This is a genomic window from Pseudoclavibacter helvolus, from assembly GCF_014191305.1.
Lineage (GTDB): Bacteria > Actinomycetota > Actinomycetes > Actinomycetales > Microbacteriaceae > Pseudoclavibacter > Pseudoclavibacter helvolus.
Genome location: NZ_JACHWJ010000003.1, coordinates 151,785 through 171,598, shown reverse-complemented (window position 1 = coordinate 171,598; position 19,814 = coordinate 151,785). Strand labels below are relative to the sequence as shown.

Below are 19,814 nucleotides of genomic sequence, written 5' to 3'. Positions count from 1 at the left end.
GCTCACACCACGAGCAGCGTCGACACGAGGATCACCACCACAACCGCGAGGCCGACCCAGCTGAGCCACGCCCATCTCTTCGGCTGGAAGCGGAGCGTCGGTGAGCGCAGGATGCCGACGACGAGTACCGCGAGCGCGGGGGCAAGCGCGAGCCCGAACGCCCAGCCGCCGACGCTCGCCCAAGGACCCGCAACCCAGAGGCTCACGAGACCAGACACTGCGAGCAGCAGCCAGTTCACGATGGGGAGCGCGGCCTTCGAGCGGAACGCGAAGAGCAGCGCGAGACCAGAGGCGACAACTGCGAACCCGAACGTCACCCAGAGCAGCAGCGAGCCCTGCGCGCCAAGGTCTGGCACCTCGGCCTCCGTGAGCAGCGCGACTGCGATGGGGTCGACGATCTGCTGCGTGTTGCCGAGCACCACGACGGCCCTGTCTGCCTCGCGATCGAGCATGACGACGGACGTGAATCCGCCAGTGCCACCGTTGTGCCATGTGAGGGTCGGGTTGCTGTCGGCGCTCGGGTTGGTGACCTGCGTCGACTGCCAGATCCAACCGATGCCGGAGCCCTCGGCGAACTCGGCGGTCGGCTCGAGCGCGGCGCTGCCAGGCGCGGTCCCGTCGAGGTTCGCGGCTGCCCACGCCGCGAGGTCGTCGATGTTCGTCGTCGTGGAGGAGCCGGTGGGCGCGTAGCCCTCACCCCACCAGTGGTCGGTCGGGGCCCCGTTCGTCAGGAAACCGGGAGTGGTCTCCTCCGGCACTTCGGCCTCGGTCGTCGCGATGCTCGTCGAGTCCATGCCGACTGGGCCGAGGACCCGCTCGTCGAGGAGCGCCGAATAGCTCTCAGCGCTGGCGGCGTTGGCGAGCGCCTCACCCAGGAGCGCAACCCCGAGATTCGAGTAGACGGGCCCCTGCGCGGGGTCGACCGGCGCGGCCGCCGCATCCTGGATCAGGATCTCGGTCGTCTGCGGCCCGTAGGGGTTGCCGCCCGAAAGCGATGCCGCGAGCGACTCGATGGCGAACGCCGGGCCGAGCCGCGGGAGGCCGGAGCTGTGCTGCGCGAGGCTCGCGAGCGTCACCCCACCCGCAGGAGTTCCGTCGAGTTCAGGGATGTGCGTTGAGAGCGGCTCCTCGGGACTGGCCTCGCCGCGCTCGATCGCGTCAGCGAACAGCGACGCCGTGAACGTCTTGGTGACCGAACCGAGCTCGTAGAGCGTCTCGTCGGTCGGCGCCGGCCCGTCGCGTCCGTCGCCCGTCTTGCCGACCCCTGCCCACGTTGTGCCGGCGGGAGTGACCTCGGCGACGACAACGGAGCGGTAGCCACCGTGGCCTCCAACCGCATCCACAACCCTCGCCGCGAGCGCCTCGTCGCCGGAGACCTGCGTGCTGAGCGCCTGCCGCTGCGGCCCGATGAGCATCCCGAGCACCACCGCGGCGAGCCCCGCCACGATTGCCGCGATGACGAAGATGCGCTTGGCGGGGCCGCGGGGAGCCTCCACCACCTCGAGTGGGTGGTGCTGCTGACACTCGTCTGACATTCGTTTCCCCTGCCTTCAGTGCCGACTCTCGACCCGTGCTTCAACGCTACGAGCGACCACCGACGTTGATGCTTATAGGGCCTCGTTTTGGTCTGACTCTGCCACCGACTGACTTCGTGTCTTGCGCTTGATCCGTCGGCTGGGACGGGGCGCTTTGTGAGTGCGCCGACCAGGCGGACATGACCTCATAGGAGCCTGGTCGAAGAGGCCCCATCAACGTCCTGTCTGCCCGCCCGGTCGGCTGCCGATCCGATCAAGAAGGGCAGGACCATCATGACAACAAGACTCGAGAAAATCTTCGCGGGTGTCGATACGCACGCGGACACGCATCATGCCGCGGTGATCGATAGCAACGGGAAACAACTCGGTGATGCGCAGTTCCCGACCACACCGGCCGGCTACGCGGCGCTGGCCGCGTTCCTGACCGCCTTCGGGATGGCCGTGCGCGTCGGGGTCGAGGGGACCGGTTCCTACGGTGCTGGCCTGGCGCGCCACCTGGGAGCGGCTGGGTTCGTGGTTGTTGAGGTGTTGCGGCCGAATCGACAGCTCCGTCGAACGCGCGGGAAGTCTGACCCGTTGGATGCCTACGCGGCGGCGCGGACCGCGCTCGCGCAGGACGAGCATGCGACACCGAAAGCGGGGGCCGGGCAGGTCGAGGCGATCCGGTATCTGCTGGTCGCGCGTCGCAGCGCGGTCAAGGCGCGCACCGCCGCGATAGTCCAGATCAAGTCTCTCCTGGTCACGGCTCCGGACCTGATCCGGGAGCGTTACCGGTCGCTGGGCGACAAGGCACTGATCGCGGCGCTGGCCCGGTTGCGGCTCTCGACCGATCCGTTACTCGCCGCGGTCGGGCAGGGCCTGCGATCGCTCGCGAGGCGTCACCAGCTGTTGGGCGAGGAGGTCAGCGACCTCGATCAAGCGCTGGCGGCGTTGACTGCGGCCGCGAACCCGGCTCTTGTCGCGGCGAAAGGCATCGGCACGATCACGGCTGCGCAGTTGTTGGTCACCGCGGGCGACAATCCGGACCGGCTCCGCAGCGAGGCCTCATTCGCGGCGCTGGCCGGGGTCAGTCCGATCCCGGCTTCGTCGGGGAAGACGACGCGTCACCGGTTGAATCGAGGCGGGGACCGGCAAGCGAACGCCGCGTTGCACCGGATCGCGTTGGTTCGTATGTCGTACGAGCCCCGCACGCGCGACTACGTCGCTCGTAAACGCGCGCTGGGCCACAGCAACAAGGAGATCATCCGTTGCCTGAAGCGAGCGCTCGCGCGCGAGGTGTTCACGCTGCTCACCACGAGGGTCGAGGTTCCGGTGATCGATGATCTCCGCCCGCTGCGACAGGCACGGAAACTGAGCCTCACGACCGTCGCGGAACACTTCAACGTCTGGCCCGCCACGATCTCGAAACTCGAGCGCGGAAAACACCGCGATGACGACCTCGCGAACAGCTACCGCGAATGGCTCACCGCGGCTTGACAACCAATAGAAGCATCACTGTCCTCGGCCGTGGGCGGGAGATGCATCCGCCGCGCGCCGGAGATCTGACCGAGATGCGCGGTTTCGACTCACGGGGTCGCGCGGCTGCACGGCCACGAACGGCGTGGCAAGATCGGGGGATGAAGATCCTGTCGATTCAGTCGTCGGTCGCCTACGGGCACGTGGGCAACTCGGCTGCGGTGTTCCCGCTGCAGCGACTTGGACACGAGGTGTGGCCGGTCTCGACGGTCGTGTTCTCGAACCACACGGGGTACGGCGCGTGGCGTGGCCCGCTGCTGCCCGCATCCGACGTTCGCGACGTCATTCTCGGTGTCGAGGAGCGCGGCGCGCTCGCGCAGGTCGATGCGGTGCTGTCCGGCTACCTGGGCGGCGAGGAGATCGTCGACGTCGTCGTCGACGCGGTGAAGCGCACCAAGGAGCTCAACCCCAAGGCGACCTACACGTGCGATCCCGTCATGGGGAACGCGAAGTCGGGCTGCTTCGTGGCGCCCGCGATCCCGGAACTCATTCGCGAACGCGTCGTCCCGGTCGCCGACATCCTCACGCCGAACCAATTCGAGCTCGGCTTCCTCACGCGCACGACGCCCGCGACGATCGACGAGACCCTGGAGTCCGTCGACCTCGCTCGCGAGCTCGGACCGCGCACCGTGCTTGTCACGAGCGTGGAGCGCCCCGACCGCCCAGAGGGCACCATCGAGATGATGGCAGTAGACAACTCGGGCGCCTGGATCGTGCAGACGCCGTACCTTCCGTTCAAGGCGAACGGCTCCGGCGACGTCACGTCGGCGCTCTTCACGGCGCACTACCGCACGTCGGGCTCCGCAGCCGAGGCGCTCGCAGCAACGGTCTCGAGCGTCTTCGACCTGCTGCAGGCCACGCTCGACTCGGGCGAGCGCGAGCTTCAGATCGTCGCAGCGCAGGATGCGTTCGCGAACCCGCGCATGCAGTTCGAGGTGCGGCAGATCCGGTAGCCACTGCGCTCGGCTCCAGAGCCCGCGTTTTCCGCTTCGCCGTTCGGCCAAAGTTGTGGCGAAGTGCTGTCCGCGCAGGCCCAGACAGCACTTCGCCACAACTCTTGCGAGAGTTCTCTGTGCTCATCGACCCCGAGCGGCAGAGTAGCGCCGGCCGAGGAAGCTGGTCCGCGAGCGCGAGTTCAGAACATGGGGTGGTCGTGCACGCTCGTCCCGGGCACCGGCTGGAGCACGTCCCAGTGCTCGACGATGCGGCCGCCCTCGAAGCGGTAGATGTCGGCGACGGCCGCATCGGCGGTGCCCGGCCGGGAGGCGCGCACGTGCACCATGGCCAGGTCGCCGTCGACGAGGATGCGCTCGACGCTGAACGTCGCATCCGGCGACCCGTCGAACTTCGGGGTCAGCGCTTCGACGGCCGCCGCCGGCCCATCCGGGATGTTCGGGTTGTGCTGCCGGTAGTCGTCGGCGACGAGGTAGTCGAACGCCTCGGCCACGCGCTTCCGCGTGTAGAAGAGTTCGACGAAGTGGTCGAACGCTGCGCGGTTGTCCGTCATCGGTGGGTCTCGACCTTCAGTCGGCGGGCGTGAGCGGGCATCGCGCCGGTGCCGACGCTGGCGACTCCAGCTTGCCCGTCGCCGTCCCGAAACACACATCACGAGTGCGGATGCGGGGCATCAGCCTGCGAGACCGTCATCGTCCCGACCGCCGCTCACCCCTTCGGATGAAAGGAAGCGGCGGATGCACGCCCCGGCCATGCCTGTCGGACGCATCGCACGGGGTGCCTCCCCGGCCACGGAACCGGTCGAGATCGCGCCCCGCCCCGACCTCGCGATCGCGGCCCTCTCGCCACGCGAGCGCGAGATCTTCCTCCTCGCAGCGAAGGGCCTGCGCAACAGCGAGATCGCGGCCGCCGCGTTCGTGAGCGAGGCGACCGTGAAGACCCACGTGCGCAACGTGCTCGCGAAGCTGGAGCTCACGAGCCGCGCCCAGATCGTCGTGTTCGCCTACGAGCACCGCCTCGTCACGGGGTGATGGGTCGCCGCTTCCGCACCTTCCGATAGGGGTGCTCCTCCACTCGCTGGATGATCGCCACGACTGCCCGGTCGCCGCGACCCTGCCGACGTGAGACGGCGAGGAGACGGCGCGTTGTCCGAGTGGCCGCCCGCAGACTCATGGGCCGCCCCTCGATGCCGTACAGCTGGCGAGCCCACTCGGGCAGGATCGCGAGGATCCCGTCCTGGATGGAGACCCCGATCAGCACGGCGACGGGGTTCCCCTTGAGGCTCGGCTTGCGCAGGTTCCTCGCCAGCTCGTTCGCGGCCATCGTCAACGCCATGTGCTCACCCTGGCGCTGAACCTCGGCGTCGAGCTCGGCCCAGGTCGAGGGCAGCCTGAAGGCGTCCATGCCGAGGAGCCTGGCGGAGGCGTGCTGCTCGCGGACGAAGCGGTCGCGTTCGTCGCCCGTCAACGCGGGGCCATAGAGCGCCGCCGCCCGCACGATGGACCACACGAGCGTGTTGTGGGTCCAGTCCTGCCAGCTCTCCGTATCCGCCTTCCACTCCAGCCCGGTCTCCGGGTCGACCCAGCGCGCGTGCGCGTGCATCCGCCGGACGGACCTGGCCGCGGCGTCAGCGTGAGCTCGATCCCCGTAGGTGATCGTCTCGAGGTAGCGACCGGTCCGCTCCGAGCGGCCGGCGGCGTCGCCGTAGAAGTCGCTCACCTTCGTGAAGAGCCGCATCATGTCGGGGTTGAGCGCCTGCAGCAGGATGGCCGCGATGCCGCCGAGGGAGAGACTCGGGTCGGCGAACAGCCGCCAGGTGACGCTGCCCGGCCCGAAGTAGCCGTCATCCTCTCTCGGCTGCCCAGCCGCGCCGGGCGGCCTGGCAGTCACGCTTGTCATCTCTCGCCCGCTCGCTTGCGACTGGCCGCGACGACCGCCGCGATGCCAGCGGCGAGCGCGAGCGCTCCGGCAAGTACGCCGAGGCCGAGCGTCGCATCCGCACCCGTGGATGCGAGCTGCTTGTCACCTGCCGCTGGTGTCGGTGTCGTGGTCGCCGGCGTCGGCGTCGGCGTCACCACGCCTGGCACTGGAACTCCGGTCGGTGTGACGGGCACAGCAGTCGAGGTGGGGGTCGGGGTCGGGGTCGGCGTCGGCGTCGGCGTCGGCGTCGGCGTCGGCGTCGGCGCGACCCCTGGCAGCGCCGCGAGGAACCCGACCGCATCCACAAGACCGGCTCCCGCCGAGTCAGCAGCCGAGACGGACTCGACGATGCTGTCGATCGGGGTGGCAGTGTCCGTCAGCGCAACCCGCACGTCCTGGGGCGTGAGGCCGGGACTGAGCTGCATCCCGAGCGCGGCTACGGCCGCGGCCGATGGTGCTGCCGCCGAGGTTCCGGTGAAGGAGTACGCGCCAGCCTGGCCTTCGACTTCCCGTCCGAAGAAGTTCGTCCAGCCACCGTCCAGCGAGGTCACCGTCGGTGCGCCGGCGATGGGTTCCGGGAGCGCGTTTGTGCTCGGGAACGGCTCGAAGTACAGCGTCATGGGCCCCGTACCGCTGAAGCGTTCGAGCTCGGTCGGCGTCGCCGCGTCGGCGGCGACGATGCTGAATCCACTCGGCGTGCCTGCGTGTCCGTAGATGGACGGTCCGACGATATCGCCGCCCTCGCTCTGCGAGTACTCCGCTGCCCGGAGGTGGCTGCTGGCGAAGATCGTCTTCACCCGCGGGTTGGCCGAAGGAACCTCATCGCTCGTGTCGCGCACGATGGTGTAGTCGTAGTCGCCCGCGGAAGGTTGGAATGCGGCGATCTGCACCGCCGAGCCGGCGGCGGCGAGCGGGCTGCCCGCGACGAGCTGACCGGCGGCATCCGTCACTGCGATCAGGAGACCGTTGGTGGCTGCCCCGGCAGGCTCGGCCCACTGCAGCATGAAGAACGCGGTGAGGTCGTTCGCCTCGAGATCGGGGTAGGTGAGCGTGTTCGTGGGGTCCTCGCCCGTTCCCGGATCGAAGTCCATGCAGTCAAAGCTGGTCATGCCGCTCTGAGCCAGAGTCTCTGTCAGGGCTGCGGGGCACTCCGTGGGCCGGTACTCTGGCGCCTCCCACGAGGAGATGACGCGCCCGTCGCTGTCACCGATGCTTCCGATGGACGTGTCATTTCCGGCAGCGGTGAAGAACGGGATGCCGAGCGCTACCGCGTCGTTCATTGCATTCGCGGCGACACCGTCTTGGAACATGGTCTCGTCGTAGTAGCCGAGGTCGTCGACGATGATGTCGGCGCCGGCACCGGAGAGCGTTTCGACGGCGTTCGCGAAGCCCGCTTGTCCGCCCGCTCCGGATGCGAACAGCAGCGTCGCGCCTGGCGCGATCGAGTAGACGAGCTGCGCCATTGCACGCCCCTCGTCTGCGGACGGGGTTGGGCTCTCGCGCAGCACCTCGACGGGCTGCGCGTCCCCACAGGGGTTTCCTGGTCCGGGGAGGAGCCCCGCCGCGATGTCGTCCGCGGGAGTCGATGGCAGGGGTTCGGGCGAGAAGTCGTACGAGTCGGAGATGATCCCGATGCGGACGCCCTCGCCGTCGACGCCGTACAGCTCGCGGGCGAGGGGCACGTTGAGCGGCTCCGTGAGGTTGGCGGGCACGGCTCGGCACGAGTCTTCCGTGACCTCCGTGCTGGGCTGCGCGGGCGCATCCGTGTCAGTGTCCGTCACCTTCAGCGCGTTCGCCGTGTTCCATGCAGACCCACTGGAGGCGGGAGTGAGCGTCTCCTGGACGGATTGCACGTTGCCGAGGGCGGCAACCGCCTCGAGGTTGCCAACCGGAACCGTCGCGCCGATGACGAGGTACTTCGCGGCGACGGAGTCGACGGTGCCGAGTGCCGCGAGCGCGTCGATGTCCGCGGCAAGCGGCGGCGTCGAGTAGTAGACGGTGACCGCCACGCTGCCGCCATCGAGCTGCAGGCTCGCGGGGCCAGACTCTGGCAGCGCGAGCTCGGCGGGCGACGCTGTTGCGAGCTGCTGCTCGGCCACAGCCGGGTCGGAGGAGACGTCGACTGCCGCAAGCGCGGTCAGTCGCCCGGACAGTTTCTCGCTGCTGTCGGATGCGGGTGCCGCGGTCGCGGCCCCGACCCCGAAGCCGCCGACAACAAGGCCGACTGTCAGCGCGGCGACTGTGACGCGGGAGAGATTTCGAACGATCTTCACGTGAACACCTTTGGGGGTAGGTACTGCACCGTTGCGGGTCATCGCTCGCCTGTCCGTCGGCGGAGCGTCAGGATCGTGATGCCCGCCGCGAGGACAAGCGCACCGACGAGTGCGGCAAGCCCAAGAGGGGCGTCTTCTCCAGTGGATGCGAGCTTGTCGTCTGCCGAGGGGGCGGGCGTTGAGGTCGCGGGAACCGGTGCCACTGTCTCGACGCCGGGCACGGGGACTGCTGTTGGGCTCACGGGCACGACGGTCGGAGCCGTGGTCGGCTCGACGGTCGGCGAGACCGTCGGCGAGACGGTCGGCGTGACGGTCGGGGTCGGGGTCGGCGTCGGAATGGGGGTCGACGAGGGGAGGGCCGCGAGGAGCCCAACCGCATCCACGAGTCCGGCACCAGCTGAGTCGGCCACTGTAACGGACTCGACGATGCTGTCGATCGGGACGGCCGTGTCCGTGAGCGCATCCCGCAGTTCTTGCGGCGTTGCACCGGGGTCGAGCTGCAGCCCGAGCCCGGTCACAGCGGCCGCGGCCGGAGCAGCCGCGGAGGTGCCCGTGAACGAGTAGACCCCCGGCTGACCGTCGACGGGGTTGCCGAAGAAGTTCGTCCACCCGCCATCAAGCGAGGTCAGGGTGGGTGCGCCCGAGATGGGCTCCGGCAGCGCGTTCGTGCTGGGGAAGGGCTCGAAGTAGAGCGTGGTCGGCCCGGTCGAGCTGAAGCGCTCGAGCTCCGTGGGCGTGGCCGCGTTCGCTGCCGAGACGCTCACGACGGCGGGCGTGCCGTTGTGCCCGAAGATGGACGGGCCGACGATGTCGCCGCCCGTGCTCTTCGAATATTCCGCGGCCTGGAGGAAGCCGCCCATGAAGATCATCTTCACGCGCGGGTTCAGCGCGGGGACCCCGTCGCTCGTGTCACGGACGATCACGAAGTCGTAGTCACCAGCGCTCGGCTGGAAACCTGCGATCTGGATCGGGGAGCCCGCGGTACCGGCGAGGCTTAGCCCGACGACCGTTCCCGAGTCGTCGAGGACGAAGACGGCGAGTTCGTTGGTTGCAGCGCCCACCGGCTCAGCCCACTGCAGCATCGTGATCGCGGTGAAACCGCGACTTTCGAGGTCCGGGTACGTCAGCGTGTTTGTCGAGTCCTGGCCGGCACTAGGGTCGAAGTCCATGCAGTCGACGCTCGCGGCACCAGACTCGGGCAGCAGATCGGTCACCACCGCCGGGCAGGCCGTGGGCCGGTACTCTGGGGCCTCCCATGAGGAGATCACGCGCCCTGCGCTTTCACCCTGCGTGCCGATGCTGGTGGTGTTGCCAGCCGAGCTGAAGAAGGTGACGCCAAGAGCAACCGCATCGTTCACGGCGTTGGAGGGAACCCCGTCCTGGAAGATCGGTTCGTCGAAGTAGCTGACGTCGTCGACGATGATGTCTGCACCGGCTGCGGTCAGACGCTCAACGGCCTCCGCGAATCCGGCCTGGCCGTCCCAGCCGGACGCGAACAGTAGCGTGGCACCCGGGGCGATGGAATGCACCAGCTGCGCCATGCCGCGACCCTCGTCGCTGGCCGGGTCCGTGCTTTCCATGAGGACCTCGACAGGCTGCTCGTACCCACACGGGTTTCCCGAGCCGGGGAGCATGCCAGCAGCGACGTCCTGTGCCGGTGTGCTCGGGAGCAGCTCGGCTGCGTGATCAAACGAGTCGGAGATGATCCCGATGCGGACCCCCTCGCCGTCGAGCCCGTAGAGCTCGCGTGCGAGGGGCACGTTGAGCGGCTCGGCGAGGTTCGCGGGCACTGCGCGGCAGGTGTCGGCATCGGCCGACGCCTCGGACGGCGCATCCGTTTTGGTATCGGTCTCTGTCACCGTTGGCGCGATGGCGCCGTCCCATGCGGTTCCGCTCGAGCCGGGGGTCAGCGTCTCCTGCACGGACTGCACGTGCTCGAGCGCGGCGACCGCTTCGAGGTTACTCGTCGGGATCGTGGCGCCGATCACGAGGTACTTGGCTGCCACGGAGTCGACGGTTCCCAGCGCTGCGAGCGCCTCGATGTCGGCGGCGACTGGCGGCGTCGAGTAGTAGACGGTGACGGCGACGCTGTCGCCGGTCACACGCATACTCGCAGGCCCGGAGTCGGGAAGGGCGAGCTGCTCGGTCGTCGTCGACTTGAGTTGCTCTTCAGCGACTGCCGGGTCGGACGAAACGTCCACTTCGGCAAGGGCTGCGAGCCTGCCAGAGAGCTTCTCGCTGTCATCGGGCGCTGGAGCCGCGGAGGCCGCTCCGACGCCGAAACTTCCGGCGACGAGGCAAGCGGCGAGCGCGACGACAGTGGCGCGGAAAAGGGTACGGAAAGGTTTCACCAGAACACCTCGGGGGTAGGCACTGAAACAGGGGCAGAGCTGGAGCAGGAGCTGATGGAGCGGCGGTGCAGGGGGAAGCAGAACGTGCGGGTCGAGCAGGAAGCGCGGTCGGAAAGAGGCTACGAGTGGGGCGGGGAGTGCGGAAGGGCGCGGTCAGTCGAGGACGACGCGCACTGCGTCGAATGCGCTCGTGATGTCGTCGTCGCTGACTTCGAGGTCGCCGAGGTTCGAGGCGGCGTCGACCATGATGGAGCTGAAGGCGGCGTGGCAGAGGCCTGCCGCGATGACGGCTTCCCGCCCGGGGTCACCTGGCAGGCGCGCATACTCGGGGCGACGGACGAGCCAGCCGACCCCGACTTCGAGGAGCTGCGTCCCGATCGCGAGGAGCGTTCCCGTCGAGCGGGTGATGGTGTCAGGCTGCTCTGCGCTGAGCTGGGCTCGCTTGCGTGCCACGTCACTGTTGATATGGGCGTGGCCGATGGATGCGAGGACCAGCGCGAGCATGCCGTGTGCGAGGTCCGGCGCATGTTCGTCGAGGATGCGGTCGGCGTCGTCGCCGCGCAGGAGCTGCACCATTCGCCCCGTGATGGCCGTCTCACGGCTGGGGAAGTAGTTGAAGAACGTGGACCGCGAGATGCCGGCGCGCTCGCAGATCGCCTCGACCGTCGTGGCGTCGAAGCCCAGCTCAAGGGCCAGGTCGACGGCGGCGTTCTCGATGGCATTCTCGGTCTCTCGCTTCTTACGGGCACGGAGGCCACCAGAAGGCGAGTTGGGTGCATTCATGGTGTGCTTCCGAGAGTAGTGAGAAGTTTGGACTCTGGTCAAGTTTGGACTTCGTCCAAAGATTTGCCCGGGTGCAGCCCCGGGGATACGTGGCCACCCTCCAGAACCAGGCCGAGTACGCCTCGACGAGCGTAATCGAAGCCCTCAGGCCCGGCCTCCGCCCGCCACTTTCGACTTGACACCGACGCGCGCACGAGCAAAAGTACAACTGGTACAGACCAGTGAGCCGAACCCTCGAAAGACGGAGCTAGCAGAATGATCGTCAGCGCTGCAAACGTCATCACTCCGAGTCGTCTCCTCTCGCCAGGCTGGGTCGAGATCGACGGCGCTTTTGTGCACAACGTCGGCGCGGGGCAACCTCCAGCCGGGCGGAGCGACGTCATCGACCTCGGGGATGCGACGATCGTGCCCGGATTCGTGGATGGGCATGTGCACGGCGGCGGCGGCGCCTCGTTCGACGGAGGCGCCAGAGAGACAGCCGAAACTGCGGCCCGCACGCACCTTGAGAGCGGCACGACCTCGATCGTGGCGAGCCTCGTCACGGAAGAGGTCTCCGCACTGTGCGACTCAGTCTCCGGGTTGGCCACGCTCGTCGAGGAGGGGACGCTCGCGGGCGTCCACCTCGAGGGCCCCTGGCTCAGCCCGCTGCATCCGGGCGCGCACGCGCAGCAGCACCTCATCGAACCCAACGATGAGGATCTCGCCGCCCTCCTCTCGGCCGGGCGTGGCCAGGTGCGCATGGTCACGCTCGCGCCCGAGCTGCCTGGTGGCCTCGAGGCCGTCAGCGCGCTCACCGAAGCCGGCGTCATCGCCGCGATCGGACACACGGACGCGAGCTACGACATTGCGCGCGACGCACTCGATCACGGCGCGACCGTCGGCACCCACCTCTTCAACGCGATGCGCGGACTGCACCACCGCGAACCGGGCCCAGTTGCCGCACTGCTTGAGCATCCGGATGCGGTGATCGAGCTCATCGCGGATGGCACCCACGTGCATCCCGCGACCCTCAGACTTGCGGCGGTCGCCAAGCCGAACCAGTTCATGCTCGTCACCGACGCCATGTCGGCGGCGTGCATGCACGACGGCGACTACGTACTCGGCTCGCTCGACGTCGAGGTGCGCGACGGCGTTGCCCGCCTCACCGAGGGCGGCGCCATCGCGGGGTCGACACTCACGATGGCGCAGGCCGTGCAGTACGCGGTTGCCGTAGTTGGGCTGCCGCTCGCCGACGTCGTGCGCGCCGCGACCGCGACCCCCGCCGCAACCCTCGGGCTCGACAGAGTCGGCGCGCTCGCGCCGGGAAACTACGCAGACCTTGTTGTCCTGGACGCCTCTCTGGGCGTCCAGCGCGTCATGCGTCACGGCACGTGGGTGCGCTGACCGCGACCCACGGGACGCCGACACGCGCGAACTCCGATACACGGAGGACCGCGATGCGCGAGAATGACCCGTCCGATCGCGGCGCGTGTGATGGGTTCCGACGACTGGTCATGGGTTTTTACCCATCACCCGTCACCAAAACCCATCACTTGTATCCCGAAACCCATCAGGGTCGCTAACACCACGAGTGCTAACCATGGCGCAGCACGTCGCCAGAGCTGCAGCCCCGACTACGCCTCCGGCTGCACGCCCGCTCGGTGCTCGACCGTGTACCGGTAGTAGTCGGCCATGGCGAGCTCGGCGGCTGCGGCCTCGTCGATGACGATCGTCGCCCTACGGTGCAGCTGGAGGACGGAGCCCGGCCACATCGAGGAGACTGGTCCCTCGACCATGGCGGCGACCGCGCGCGCCTTGGAGGCGCCCTGCGCGACGAGCACGACGCTTCTCGCGTCGAGGATGGTGCCGAGCCCCTGCGTGAGGCAGTGCACGGGGACGTCTTCGGGCCTGTCGAAGAAGCGCGCGTTGTCGGTGCGGGTCTTCGGGGCGAGGGTCTTGACGCGGGTGCGCGAGGAGAGTGAGGAGGTGGGCTCGTTGAAGCCGATGTGTCCATTCGCGCCGATGCCGAGGAGCTGCACGTCGACGCCTCCCGCGGCGAGGATCTTGGCCTCGTAGTCTGCGCAGGCCGCGTCGAGGTCGTCCGCGAGGCCGTCGGGAACGTGGACTCGCGCGGGGTTGAGGCCAAGCGGCTCCACAACCTCGCGCCCGACCACGGCGTGGTACGACTCGGGATGCGATCGGTCGATCCCGACATACTCGTCGAGCGCGAAGGCGCTCACCCGGCTGAAATCGAGCCCCGCCTCCCGTCGGGCGGCAAGCGCCCGGTACGTCTCCAGGGGGCTCGAACCGGTGGCGACACCCAGCACTGCCTCCGGGTTCGCGTCAACGACATCCGAGATGCGTCCTGCTGCGAAGGCACCGACTTCTGCCGGCCCGGCCATGATGACAACTTCCATGTGCTGCTCCTAGAGATCGACGACGATCGGGATGCCTCAGTCCAGTCTCATGGAGTTGCAGTCTGATCGGTGAGGCGTGTTGCGCTTCACAATACCGGCAAACCACGGCGTGGTCTAGTCCACCATGGCAGAAGGGGTGAGCTCCCGAGTCCGGAAGCCCACCCCTTGCCGTTGAGCGATTGTCGCTGAGCGGGCGGTTAGACCTCGCGCAGCTTCAGCTCGACGTCGGCACCCCCGAGCACGATGACGGGAGTCACGGCAGGATGCCCGGCCGCGCGGATCGCGTCGAGGTCGAACCGCAGGAGCGGCGTTCCCTCTGCGACCTCGTCCCCGACGGAGACGAGGGTCTTGAATCCCTCGCCCTTCATCTCCACGGTGTCCACACCGACGTGGACGAGGAGCTCGGTGCCATCGGTGAGCTTCAGCGCGACCGCGTGGCTCGTTGGGAAGATGTGCGCGACAGTGCCGTCGGCCGGGGCCCACACGGTGTCACCCGTAGGCTCCACTGCCACGCCTTGACCCATGATCCCCTCGGCGAACGTCGCATCCGGTACCTCGGACAGCGCGACGACGCGACCCGCCAGCGGCTGGCGCACGGTGAGCACGGTCTTCGTAGCCACACCGCCCTGCGGGACCTCGGCCACAGCAGCATCAGCGGCGACAACCGTCGCGACTGGCGCCTCGACGCGACCGGCGATGAGGTCCTCCATCGCATCCTTGACGAACTGCACTTCGAGGCCGTAGATGACCTGCACGGACTTTCCGCCGGGCTTCATGATTCCGGCAGCACCCGCGCGACGGATCGCCGCGTCGTCGACCTTCGACACGTCAGCAACCTCCATGCGGAGTCGCGTCGCGCAGTTGTCGAGCTCGAGCACGTTCTCCTTGCCGCCGAGCCCCTTGAGGATCGCGGAGGCCTGGTTGAGGAACTTCGACGACCCTGTCGACGCCTCGTCCACCTCCACCTCTTCGTCTTCACGACCCGGCGTCTTCAGGTCGAAGCGCTTGATGATGAAGTAGAAGGCCGCGAAGTAGATGACAAACCAGACGGCGCCGGCAAGGAAGATCATCCACGGGTTCTGCGCCAGCGGATTGACCCAGCCGAGCATGAGGTCGATGAAGCCACCCGAGAACCCGAAGCCCATGCGCACCGGCAGCAGCGCCATGATGAACATCGAGATGCCAGTGAAGATCGCGTGGACCACGTACAGGGCAGGCGCGAGGAACATGAAGGCGAACTCGAGCGGCTCGGTGACGCCGACGAAGAACGACGCGAAGGCGCCGGAGAGCAGGATGCCCGCGGTGACCTTGCGGCGGTGCGTCTTGGCCGTGAGGTACATAGCGAGGGCGGCACCCGGCAGGCCGAACATCATGATCGGGAAGTAACCGGTCATGTACTGGCCGGTGACACCTGCCGTGCCAGTGCCGTTCAGGAAGTTACCGAGGTCGTTGATGCCGGCGACGTCGAACCAGAACACGGCGTTGAGCGCGTGGTGCAGGCCGAGCGGAATGAGCAGGCGGTTGAAGAAGCCGTAGAGGCCCGCGCCGACCGGGCCGAGCCCGACCATCCACTCACCGAATGAGACGAGGCCGCCGAACAGGATCGGCCACACGAAGTACAGCACGAGTGCGACAGCCAGGGATGCACCGGTCGTGACGATCGCGACGGAGCGCTTGCCGGAGAAGAACGAGAGCGCCGATGGGAGCTTCACGTCCTTGAACTTGTCGTAGCAGTAGGCGCCGATGAGGCCGCAGATGATGCCGACGAACGCATTCTCGATGCGCCCGAAGCCGATGTTGACGTCCTCAACCGCGATGCCCTGTAGCGTCGCGACCGTCTCAGGACTGAGGAGCCGAGTCACCACGAGCCAGGACACGAGGCCTGCGAGTGCGGCGGTACCGTCTGGCTTCGATGCCATACCGATCGCCACACCGAGCGCGAAGAGCAGCGGCAGATTGTCGAGCAGCGCGCCTCCTGCCGCGGTGAAGAAGGCCTGGACGAAGTTCTCGCCCGCTGTGTTGAGGATCCAGTACCCAATACCGGACAGGATCGCCGCTACCGGCAGGACAGCCACCGGCAGCATGAGCGACTTGCCGAGTTTCTGGAGATATTTCATGGCGTGACTCCATGGTCAAAGGAAAAGTTAGGGGGACTCTACTTGGAAAATCCGCCCTGGTATAGACCAGAGTTCGCCAGTGGTTCGGTTTGGGTCAGGAGTGGGGCAGCGAGAGGCGCTCCACGAGAGGGAACGTCAGCTCGAAACGGTCGGCCGGGAACGTCGCCCGCGAGTAGGACATCGGCAGCCCGCGGGCGATCGCGGCGCGCGAGAGACGCAGAACGGGGTAGCTCGCCGCGATACCGAGCAGCTCGATCTCCTCGGAGCTCGGCAATGTGGCCGTGACGACCTCGACGCCCTCCGTCGGCAGGAGGTCGAGACCCTCGAGCATCTCGTAGATGCTCCCCTTCGCGGTCTCCTCTTTGAGCTGCGGAACGAGCGCCGCGGGCAGCCATTCGTCTTCGAGAGCAAGCGGACGGTCATCCCCGAGGCGCAGCCTGCGCAGGTGGATGGTCTCAGCGCCCGGAGGGAGCTGCAGGTGCTCCTCAACTTCGGGCGGGCGCTCGGTGCTGCGGACGAACGAGAGCACCTGCGTCTCGGCGCGCATCCCGTGCTCGCGGACGGCACTGGCAAACGACCGAAGCCGAACCTGCAGGGAGACGGGTGGTGCGAGCTTCTCCGTGCCGATGCCTCGTTTCGTGCGGACGAGACCCTCACGCTCGAGCACATCGATTGCCGCGCGGACCGTCATGCGCGCAACCCCAAGCTGCGCGGCAAGCGTGCGTTCCGACGGCAGCAGCTCGCCTGGCGAGAGCGTTGCGGCGAGGGCGCGGACGCCCTCGAGAGCTGTTGACCCACTAGCACTTGCCATGTCGTAAGTATCCCATCGCGCAATCAACCCTTCTCGCGGGGGCGTCACAGACGATGCACTCACGCCGAGCACTCACACCGGGACACGAGGGGCCCGTTGCCGACCTCACTCCAGGTCCGCTAGCGTCGCCGCATGGGAACAGGAGCGAGGAAACGTCAAGCGCTACCTGTCTTCGCTGCGCTCATGGCGACGGCCCTGCTCGCCGGCTGCGCTCCTGAACCTGATCCCGTCGACCTGCCACTTCCAATCGACTACGAGAACCTGGAATGGCCGCCGGGGTATGCCCCGACACTCATGTGGACGGCTGACCGGAAGAGTGTTGCCGTCCAGTTCCCGGATAGCTTGCTGACGTCATGCTCGCAAGAGCACGCCGCAGACATCACTCAGGCCGATGACCACAACTTCACCATCGAGATCAAGACCACATCGGACTCGACTGCGTGTCTCGGTCTTGGGCATATCTACTCTGAAACGCTGGACTTCCCGAGCGGTCAGGTGCCCGATGTCCCGGTTTTCGTCGACTTAGTCTTCCCCGACAGCGGCAAGGGGTTCGAGCTCACGATGAGCTAGACCGGCCAAGGCTCCGCACCGAGCACGTCACCCTGAGCACGGGCGTCAGCCGATGCTGACCTGCGACTTGTCGAAGGCGACGTAGCCGGCGAAGTCGTGTCCGACCCGCTCGGTCGATCCATCGAACGGCTCCGGGTAGCTCCAGGCGGCGTCGCGGTGCACCTCGCCGTCGACCACGACGTCCCAGTATTGTGCGTGCCCCTTCCATGGGCAGGTGTACTGCGTGTCGCTCTTCGTGAACGACCCGGAGTTCAGCGACGCCGGCGGGAAGTAGTGGTTGCCCTCGATGCCGACGAGCTCGGACTCGGGCGCTTCGGCGATGACGGTTCCGTTGACGGTTGCCTTCATGGTGGTTCCTCCGGTGGGGATCGAGTGGGGAGACGGGAAGCGTCGCCCCACAGGCTGGGAGAACGGTGATGCCCGTGGATGCGCGCCGCGCGTACCTGGGAGAACGTCGGCAGAGCCGCCCCGCGCCTGCCTTACTCTCAACGGCGGGGTTCCGCGCCAGGGCCCCGATCCCCCGCCACTGGAAGGCCTTCCGTTGCCGCACTCCGATCGCTCCCGCCCGTATCCGCTCGGCTTCAGCACTGTCGACGGCCGATCGAACTTCGCCGTCTACTCGGAGACCGCCGACGCGGTGTACGTGAGCACGTTCGACGAGGCCGGGGCTGAGACCCGCACGCGCCTTGACCAGCGCACGGGGCACGTGTTCCACGGATTCGTCGACGAGCTGCAACTCGGCTCCCGCTACGGACTCCGGGTCGACGGCCCGTGGCAACCGGAGCATGGCCTCCGCCACAACGTCAACAAGCTACTCCTGGACCCGCACGCCACGGCGATCGAGGGCCAGTACGCCTGGTCGCAGGCAGTGTTCGGCCACGACATGAACGAGCCAGAGCAGCGCGACGACACCGACTCGGCGGGCTCCGTGCCCCTGAGCGTCGTCACCGACCCCAGCGTCGACTGGGGCGATGACGCGGCTCCCCGCATCCCGCTCGACCAGACCGTCATCTACGAGGTGCACGTCAAGGGCTTCACGCAGCTGCACCCCGACGTGCCGGAGGAGATCCGCGGAACGTACGCCGGGCTGGCGCACCCCGCCGCCATCAAGCACTTCGTCGACCTCGGCGTGACCTCCGTCGAGCTGCTCCCCGTGCAGCAGTTTGTGCAGGACAGCCACCTCGAGGAGAAAGACCTGCGCAACTACTGGGGCTACAACTCGATTGGCTTCTTCGCACCCCACGGCGACTACTCCTCGACGGGTGATGGCGGCGGACAGGTCGCCGAGTTCAAGGAGCTCGTGAAGGCTCTGCACGCCGCGGGCCTCGAAGTGATCCTCGACGTCGTCTACAACCACACCGCCGAGGGCAACCACATGGGCCCGACGCTGTCGTTCAAGGGCCTCGACAACGCCGCCTACTACCGGCTCGTGGAGGGAGACGAGGGCCACTACTTCGACACGACAGGTACCGGCAACAGCGTCAACGTGGGCCACCCGGCGGCGCTCGGCCTCATCATGGACTCGCTCCGCTACTGGGTAACCGAGATGCACGTCGACGGGTTCCGATTCGACCTTGCGACGACCCTCACCCGCCAGGGTGGCGACGCCGAGCTGCACAGCGCGTTCCTCACGCTCATCCAGCAGGACCCGGTGCTCGCACCGGTCAAAATGATCGCCGAACCGTGGGACACCGCCGGCTACCAGGTGGGCGGGTTCCCCGCGGACTGGTCGGAGTGGAACGGGAAGTTCCGCGACGACGCCCGCGACTTCTGGAACGGCAGCGACGCGACGCTCGGGACGACGGCCCAGCGCATCCTCGGCTCACCGGATGTGTACGAGCTGAGCCGACGCTCGCCGCTCTCGAGCGTGAACTTCATCACCGCGCACGACGGGTTCACGCTCGCCGATCTCACGTCCTACAACGACAAGCACAACGCCGCGAACGGCGAGGACAACCAGGACGGCGAGAGCGACAACCGCTCCTCCAACGGCGGCGCGGAGGGCCCCACTGACGACGAATCGGTGAACGAGCGCCGCGGTCGCAAGCGCCGCAACCTCCTCGCCACGCTGCTGCTCTCCGCGGGCGTGCCGATGATCCTCGGCGGCGACGAGCTCGGCCGCACGCAGGGTGGCAACAACAACGCCTACTGCCAGGACAACAAAATCTCCTGGTTCGATTGGGAGGCCGTGGATGCCGACCTGCTCGAGTTCACTCGGACGCTCATCTCGCTGCGTGCCGAGCATCCCGCGCTTCGGCCAGCCTGGTTCCGACAGGCACCGGATGCGGACGCACTCGACACCGTCGACGTCCTCCGATCGGATGCGCGCGGCTTCGACGACGCCGACTGGGAGAACCCGGACGCCCGCTCGATCGCGTTCGTGTTCTCACACACGGGCGCCGACTCGTTTGCTCTGCTGTTGAACGCCGCGGAGAACGCGGTCGAGTTCACGGTTCCAGATGCGCCTCTCGGCACCTGGGAGCTGGCACTCTCGAGCGATGGCGATCAGCGGGTGAGCGACCCGGTGACGACGCTCATGGTCAAGGAGGGTTCGTTCACGCTGCTCCGTTCGCTCGCCCAGCGCTGACC

14 protein-coding genes and 2 pseudogenes are annotated in these 19,814 nt (G+C 67.7%); 6 read left to right on the top strand and 10 right to left on the bottom strand.

Annotation, left to right across the window (positions count from 1 at the left end; genetic code table 11):
• Nucleotides 1-2 precede the first annotated feature (2 nt).
• Nucleotides 3-1,535, bottom strand: a complete 1,533-nt coding sequence (locus FHX72_RS10435) for a serine hydrolase domain-containing protein (protein WP_183624897.1) — start codon at nucleotides 1,533-1,535, stop codon at nucleotides 3-5.
• A gap of 273 nt (nucleotides 1,536-1,808) precedes the next feature.
• Between FHX72_RS10435 and FHX72_RS10430 the strand changes: the two are divergent.
• Together FHX72_RS10430 and pdxY are read left to right on the top strand one after the other, a co-directional pair.
• A pseudogene (locus tag FHX72_RS10430) lies at nucleotides 1,809-2,834 on the top strand (IS110 family RNA-guided transposase); the annotation flags it as partial.
• Between the two features lie 317 nt (nucleotides 2,835-3,151).
• Complete coding sequence (gene pdxY, locus FHX72_RS10425; protein WP_183624893.1) at nucleotides 3,152-4,003, top strand: pyridoxal kinase PdxY; 852 nt, start codon at nucleotides 3,152-3,154, stop codon at nucleotides 4,001-4,003.
• A gap of 182 nt (nucleotides 4,004-4,185) precedes the next feature.
• On the opposite strand, the gene FHX72_RS10420 is transcribed toward pdxY, so the two are convergent.
• A complete protein-coding gene (locus FHX72_RS10420) occupies nucleotides 4,186-4,557 on the bottom strand; it encodes a nuclear transport factor 2 family protein (protein WP_183624892.1) in 372 nt (123 codons plus the stop codon).
• A 274-nt stretch (nucleotides 4,558-4,831) separates the two neighbouring features.
• Between FHX72_RS10420 and FHX72_RS10415 the strand changes: the two are divergent.
• Nucleotides 4,832-5,035, top strand: a pseudogene (locus FHX72_RS10415) (response regulator transcription factor); the annotation flags it as partial.
• On the opposite strand, the gene FHX72_RS10410 reads toward FHX72_RS10415, so the two are convergent.
• The 4 genes from FHX72_RS10410 to FHX72_RS10395 form a co-directional block, all read right to left on the bottom strand.
• Complete coding sequence (locus tag FHX72_RS10410) at nucleotides 5,025-5,903, bottom strand: oxygenase MpaB family protein (RefSeq protein ID WP_183624888.1); 879 nt, start codon at nucleotides 5,901-5,903, stop codon at nucleotides 5,025-5,027. The pseudogene FHX72_RS10415 and the gene FHX72_RS10410 overlap by 11 nt on opposite strands.
• Nucleotides 5,900-8,197, bottom strand: a complete 2,298-nt coding sequence (locus FHX72_RS19700; protein ID WP_183624886.1) for a S8 family serine peptidase — start codon at nucleotides 8,195-8,197, stop codon at nucleotides 5,900-5,902. The genes FHX72_RS10410 and FHX72_RS19700 overlap by 4 nt, the downstream gene beginning before the upstream one ends.
• A 38-nt stretch (nucleotides 8,198-8,235) precedes the next feature.
• A complete protein-coding gene (locus FHX72_RS19695; RefSeq protein WP_183624884.1) occupies nucleotides 8,236-10,548 on the bottom strand; it encodes a S8 family serine peptidase in 2,313 nt (770 codons plus the stop codon).
• A gap of 153 nt (nucleotides 10,549-10,701) precedes the next feature.
• Entirely contained in the window at nucleotides 10,702-11,331 is a 630-nt protein-coding gene (locus FHX72_RS10395) for a TetR/AcrR family transcriptional regulator (protein WP_183624882.1), read from the bottom strand.
• 255 nt (nucleotides 11,332-11,586) lie between these two features.
• Here FHX72_RS10395 and nagA point away from each other — a divergent pair, with 255 nt between their 5' ends.
• On the top strand, nucleotides 11,587-12,714 hold the full coding sequence (gene nagA, locus FHX72_RS10390; protein ID WP_183624880.1) for an N-acetylglucosamine-6-phosphate deacetylase: 1,128 nt from the start codon (nucleotides 11,587-11,589) through the stop codon (nucleotides 12,712-12,714).
• Nucleotides 12,715-12,944: 230 nt separating this feature from the next.
• On the opposite strand, the gene nagB is transcribed toward nagA, so the two are convergent.
• The 3 genes from nagB to FHX72_RS10375 form a co-directional block, all read right to left on the bottom strand.
• Nucleotides 12,945-13,727: a glucosamine-6-phosphate deaminase gene (gene nagB, locus FHX72_RS10385; RefSeq protein WP_183624878.1), complete on the bottom strand. Its 783-nt coding sequence runs from the start codon at nucleotides 13,725-13,727 to the stop codon at nucleotides 12,945-12,947.
• A gap of 197 nt (nucleotides 13,728-13,924) precedes the next feature.
• The gene (gene nagE, locus FHX72_RS10380; RefSeq protein WP_183624875.1) at nucleotides 13,925-15,844 is read right to left on the bottom strand and encodes an N-acetylglucosamine-specific PTS transporter subunit IIBC; all 1,920 of its coding nucleotides are present in this window, start codon (nucleotides 15,842-15,844) and stop codon (nucleotides 13,925-13,927) included.
• Nucleotides 15,845-15,938: 94 nt separating this feature from the next.
• Nucleotides 15,939-16,655 carry a GntR family transcriptional regulator gene (locus tag FHX72_RS10375; protein WP_183624873.1) on the bottom strand — a complete coding sequence of 239 codons (717 nt, stop codon included), beginning with the start codon at nucleotides 16,653-16,655 and terminating at the stop codon, nucleotides 15,939-15,941.
• A 183-nt stretch (nucleotides 16,656-16,838) separates the two neighbouring features.
• Here FHX72_RS10375 and FHX72_RS10370 point away from each other — a divergent pair, with 183 nt between their 5' ends.
• Complete coding sequence (locus FHX72_RS10370; RefSeq protein WP_183624871.1) at nucleotides 16,839-17,225, top strand: hypothetical protein; 387 nt, start codon at nucleotides 16,839-16,841, stop codon at nucleotides 17,223-17,225.
• A 45-nt stretch (nucleotides 17,226-17,270) separates the two neighbouring features.
• Here the strand turns inward: FHX72_RS10370 and FHX72_RS10365 are convergent, their stop codons facing one another.
• Nucleotides 17,271-17,573 (bottom strand): DUF427 domain-containing protein, encoded by a 303-nt coding sequence (locus FHX72_RS10365; protein WP_183624869.1) that lies wholly within the window; start codon nucleotides 17,571-17,573, stop codon nucleotides 17,271-17,273.
• A 193-nt stretch (nucleotides 17,574-17,766) separates the two neighbouring features.
• Between FHX72_RS10365 and glgX the strand changes: the two genes are divergently transcribed.
• A complete protein-coding gene (gene glgX / locus FHX72_RS10360; RefSeq protein WP_244964188.1) occupies nucleotides 17,767-19,812 on the top strand; it encodes a glycogen debranching protein GlgX in 2,046 nt (681 codons plus the stop codon).
• Nucleotides 19,813-19,814 lie beyond the last annotated feature (2 nt).

Bases quoted from the DNA above. Each gene is read 5' to 3' on its own strand.
- nagB (WP_183624878.1), bottom strand. From the start codon at position 13,727: ATGGAAGTTGTCATCATGGCCGGGCCGGCAGAAGTCGGTGCCTTCGCA.
- nagE (WP_183624875.1), bottom strand. From the start codon at position 15,844: ATGAAATATCTCCAGAAACTCGGCAAGTCGCTCATGCTGCCGGTGGCT.
- pdxY (WP_183624893.1), top strand. From the start codon at position 3,152: ATGAAGATCCTGTCGATTCAGTCGTCGGTCGCCTACGGGCACGTGGGC.
- FHX72_RS10395 (WP_183624882.1), bottom strand. From the start codon at position 11,331: ATGAATGCACCCAACTCGCCTTCTGGTGGCCTCCGTGCCCGTAAGAAG.
- FHX72_RS10435 (WP_183624897.1), bottom strand. From the start codon at position 1,535: ATGTCAGACGAGTGTCAGCAGCACCACCCACTCGAGGTGGTGGAGGCT.
- FHX72_RS10410 (WP_183624888.1), bottom strand. From the start codon at position 5,903: ATGACAAGCGTGACTGCCAGGCCGCCCGGCGCGGCTGGGCAGCCGAGA.
- FHX72_RS10420 (WP_183624892.1), bottom strand. From the start codon at position 4,557: ATGACGGACAACCGCGCAGCGTTCGACCACTTCGTCGAACTCTTCTAC.
- FHX72_RS10375 (WP_183624873.1), bottom strand. From the start codon at position 16,655: ATGGCAAGTGCTAGTGGGTCAACAGCTCTCGAGGGCGTCCGCGCCCTC.
- FHX72_RS10370 (WP_183624871.1), top strand. From the start codon at position 16,839: ATGGCGACGGCCCTGCTCGCCGGCTGCGCTCCTGAACCTGATCCCGTC.
- FHX72_RS10365 (WP_183624869.1), bottom strand. From the start codon at position 17,573: ATGAAGGCAACCGTCAACGGAACCGTCATCGCCGAAGCGCCCGAGTCC.
- nagA (WP_183624880.1), top strand. From the start codon at position 11,587: ATGATCGTCAGCGCTGCAAACGTCATCACTCCGAGTCGTCTCCTCTCG.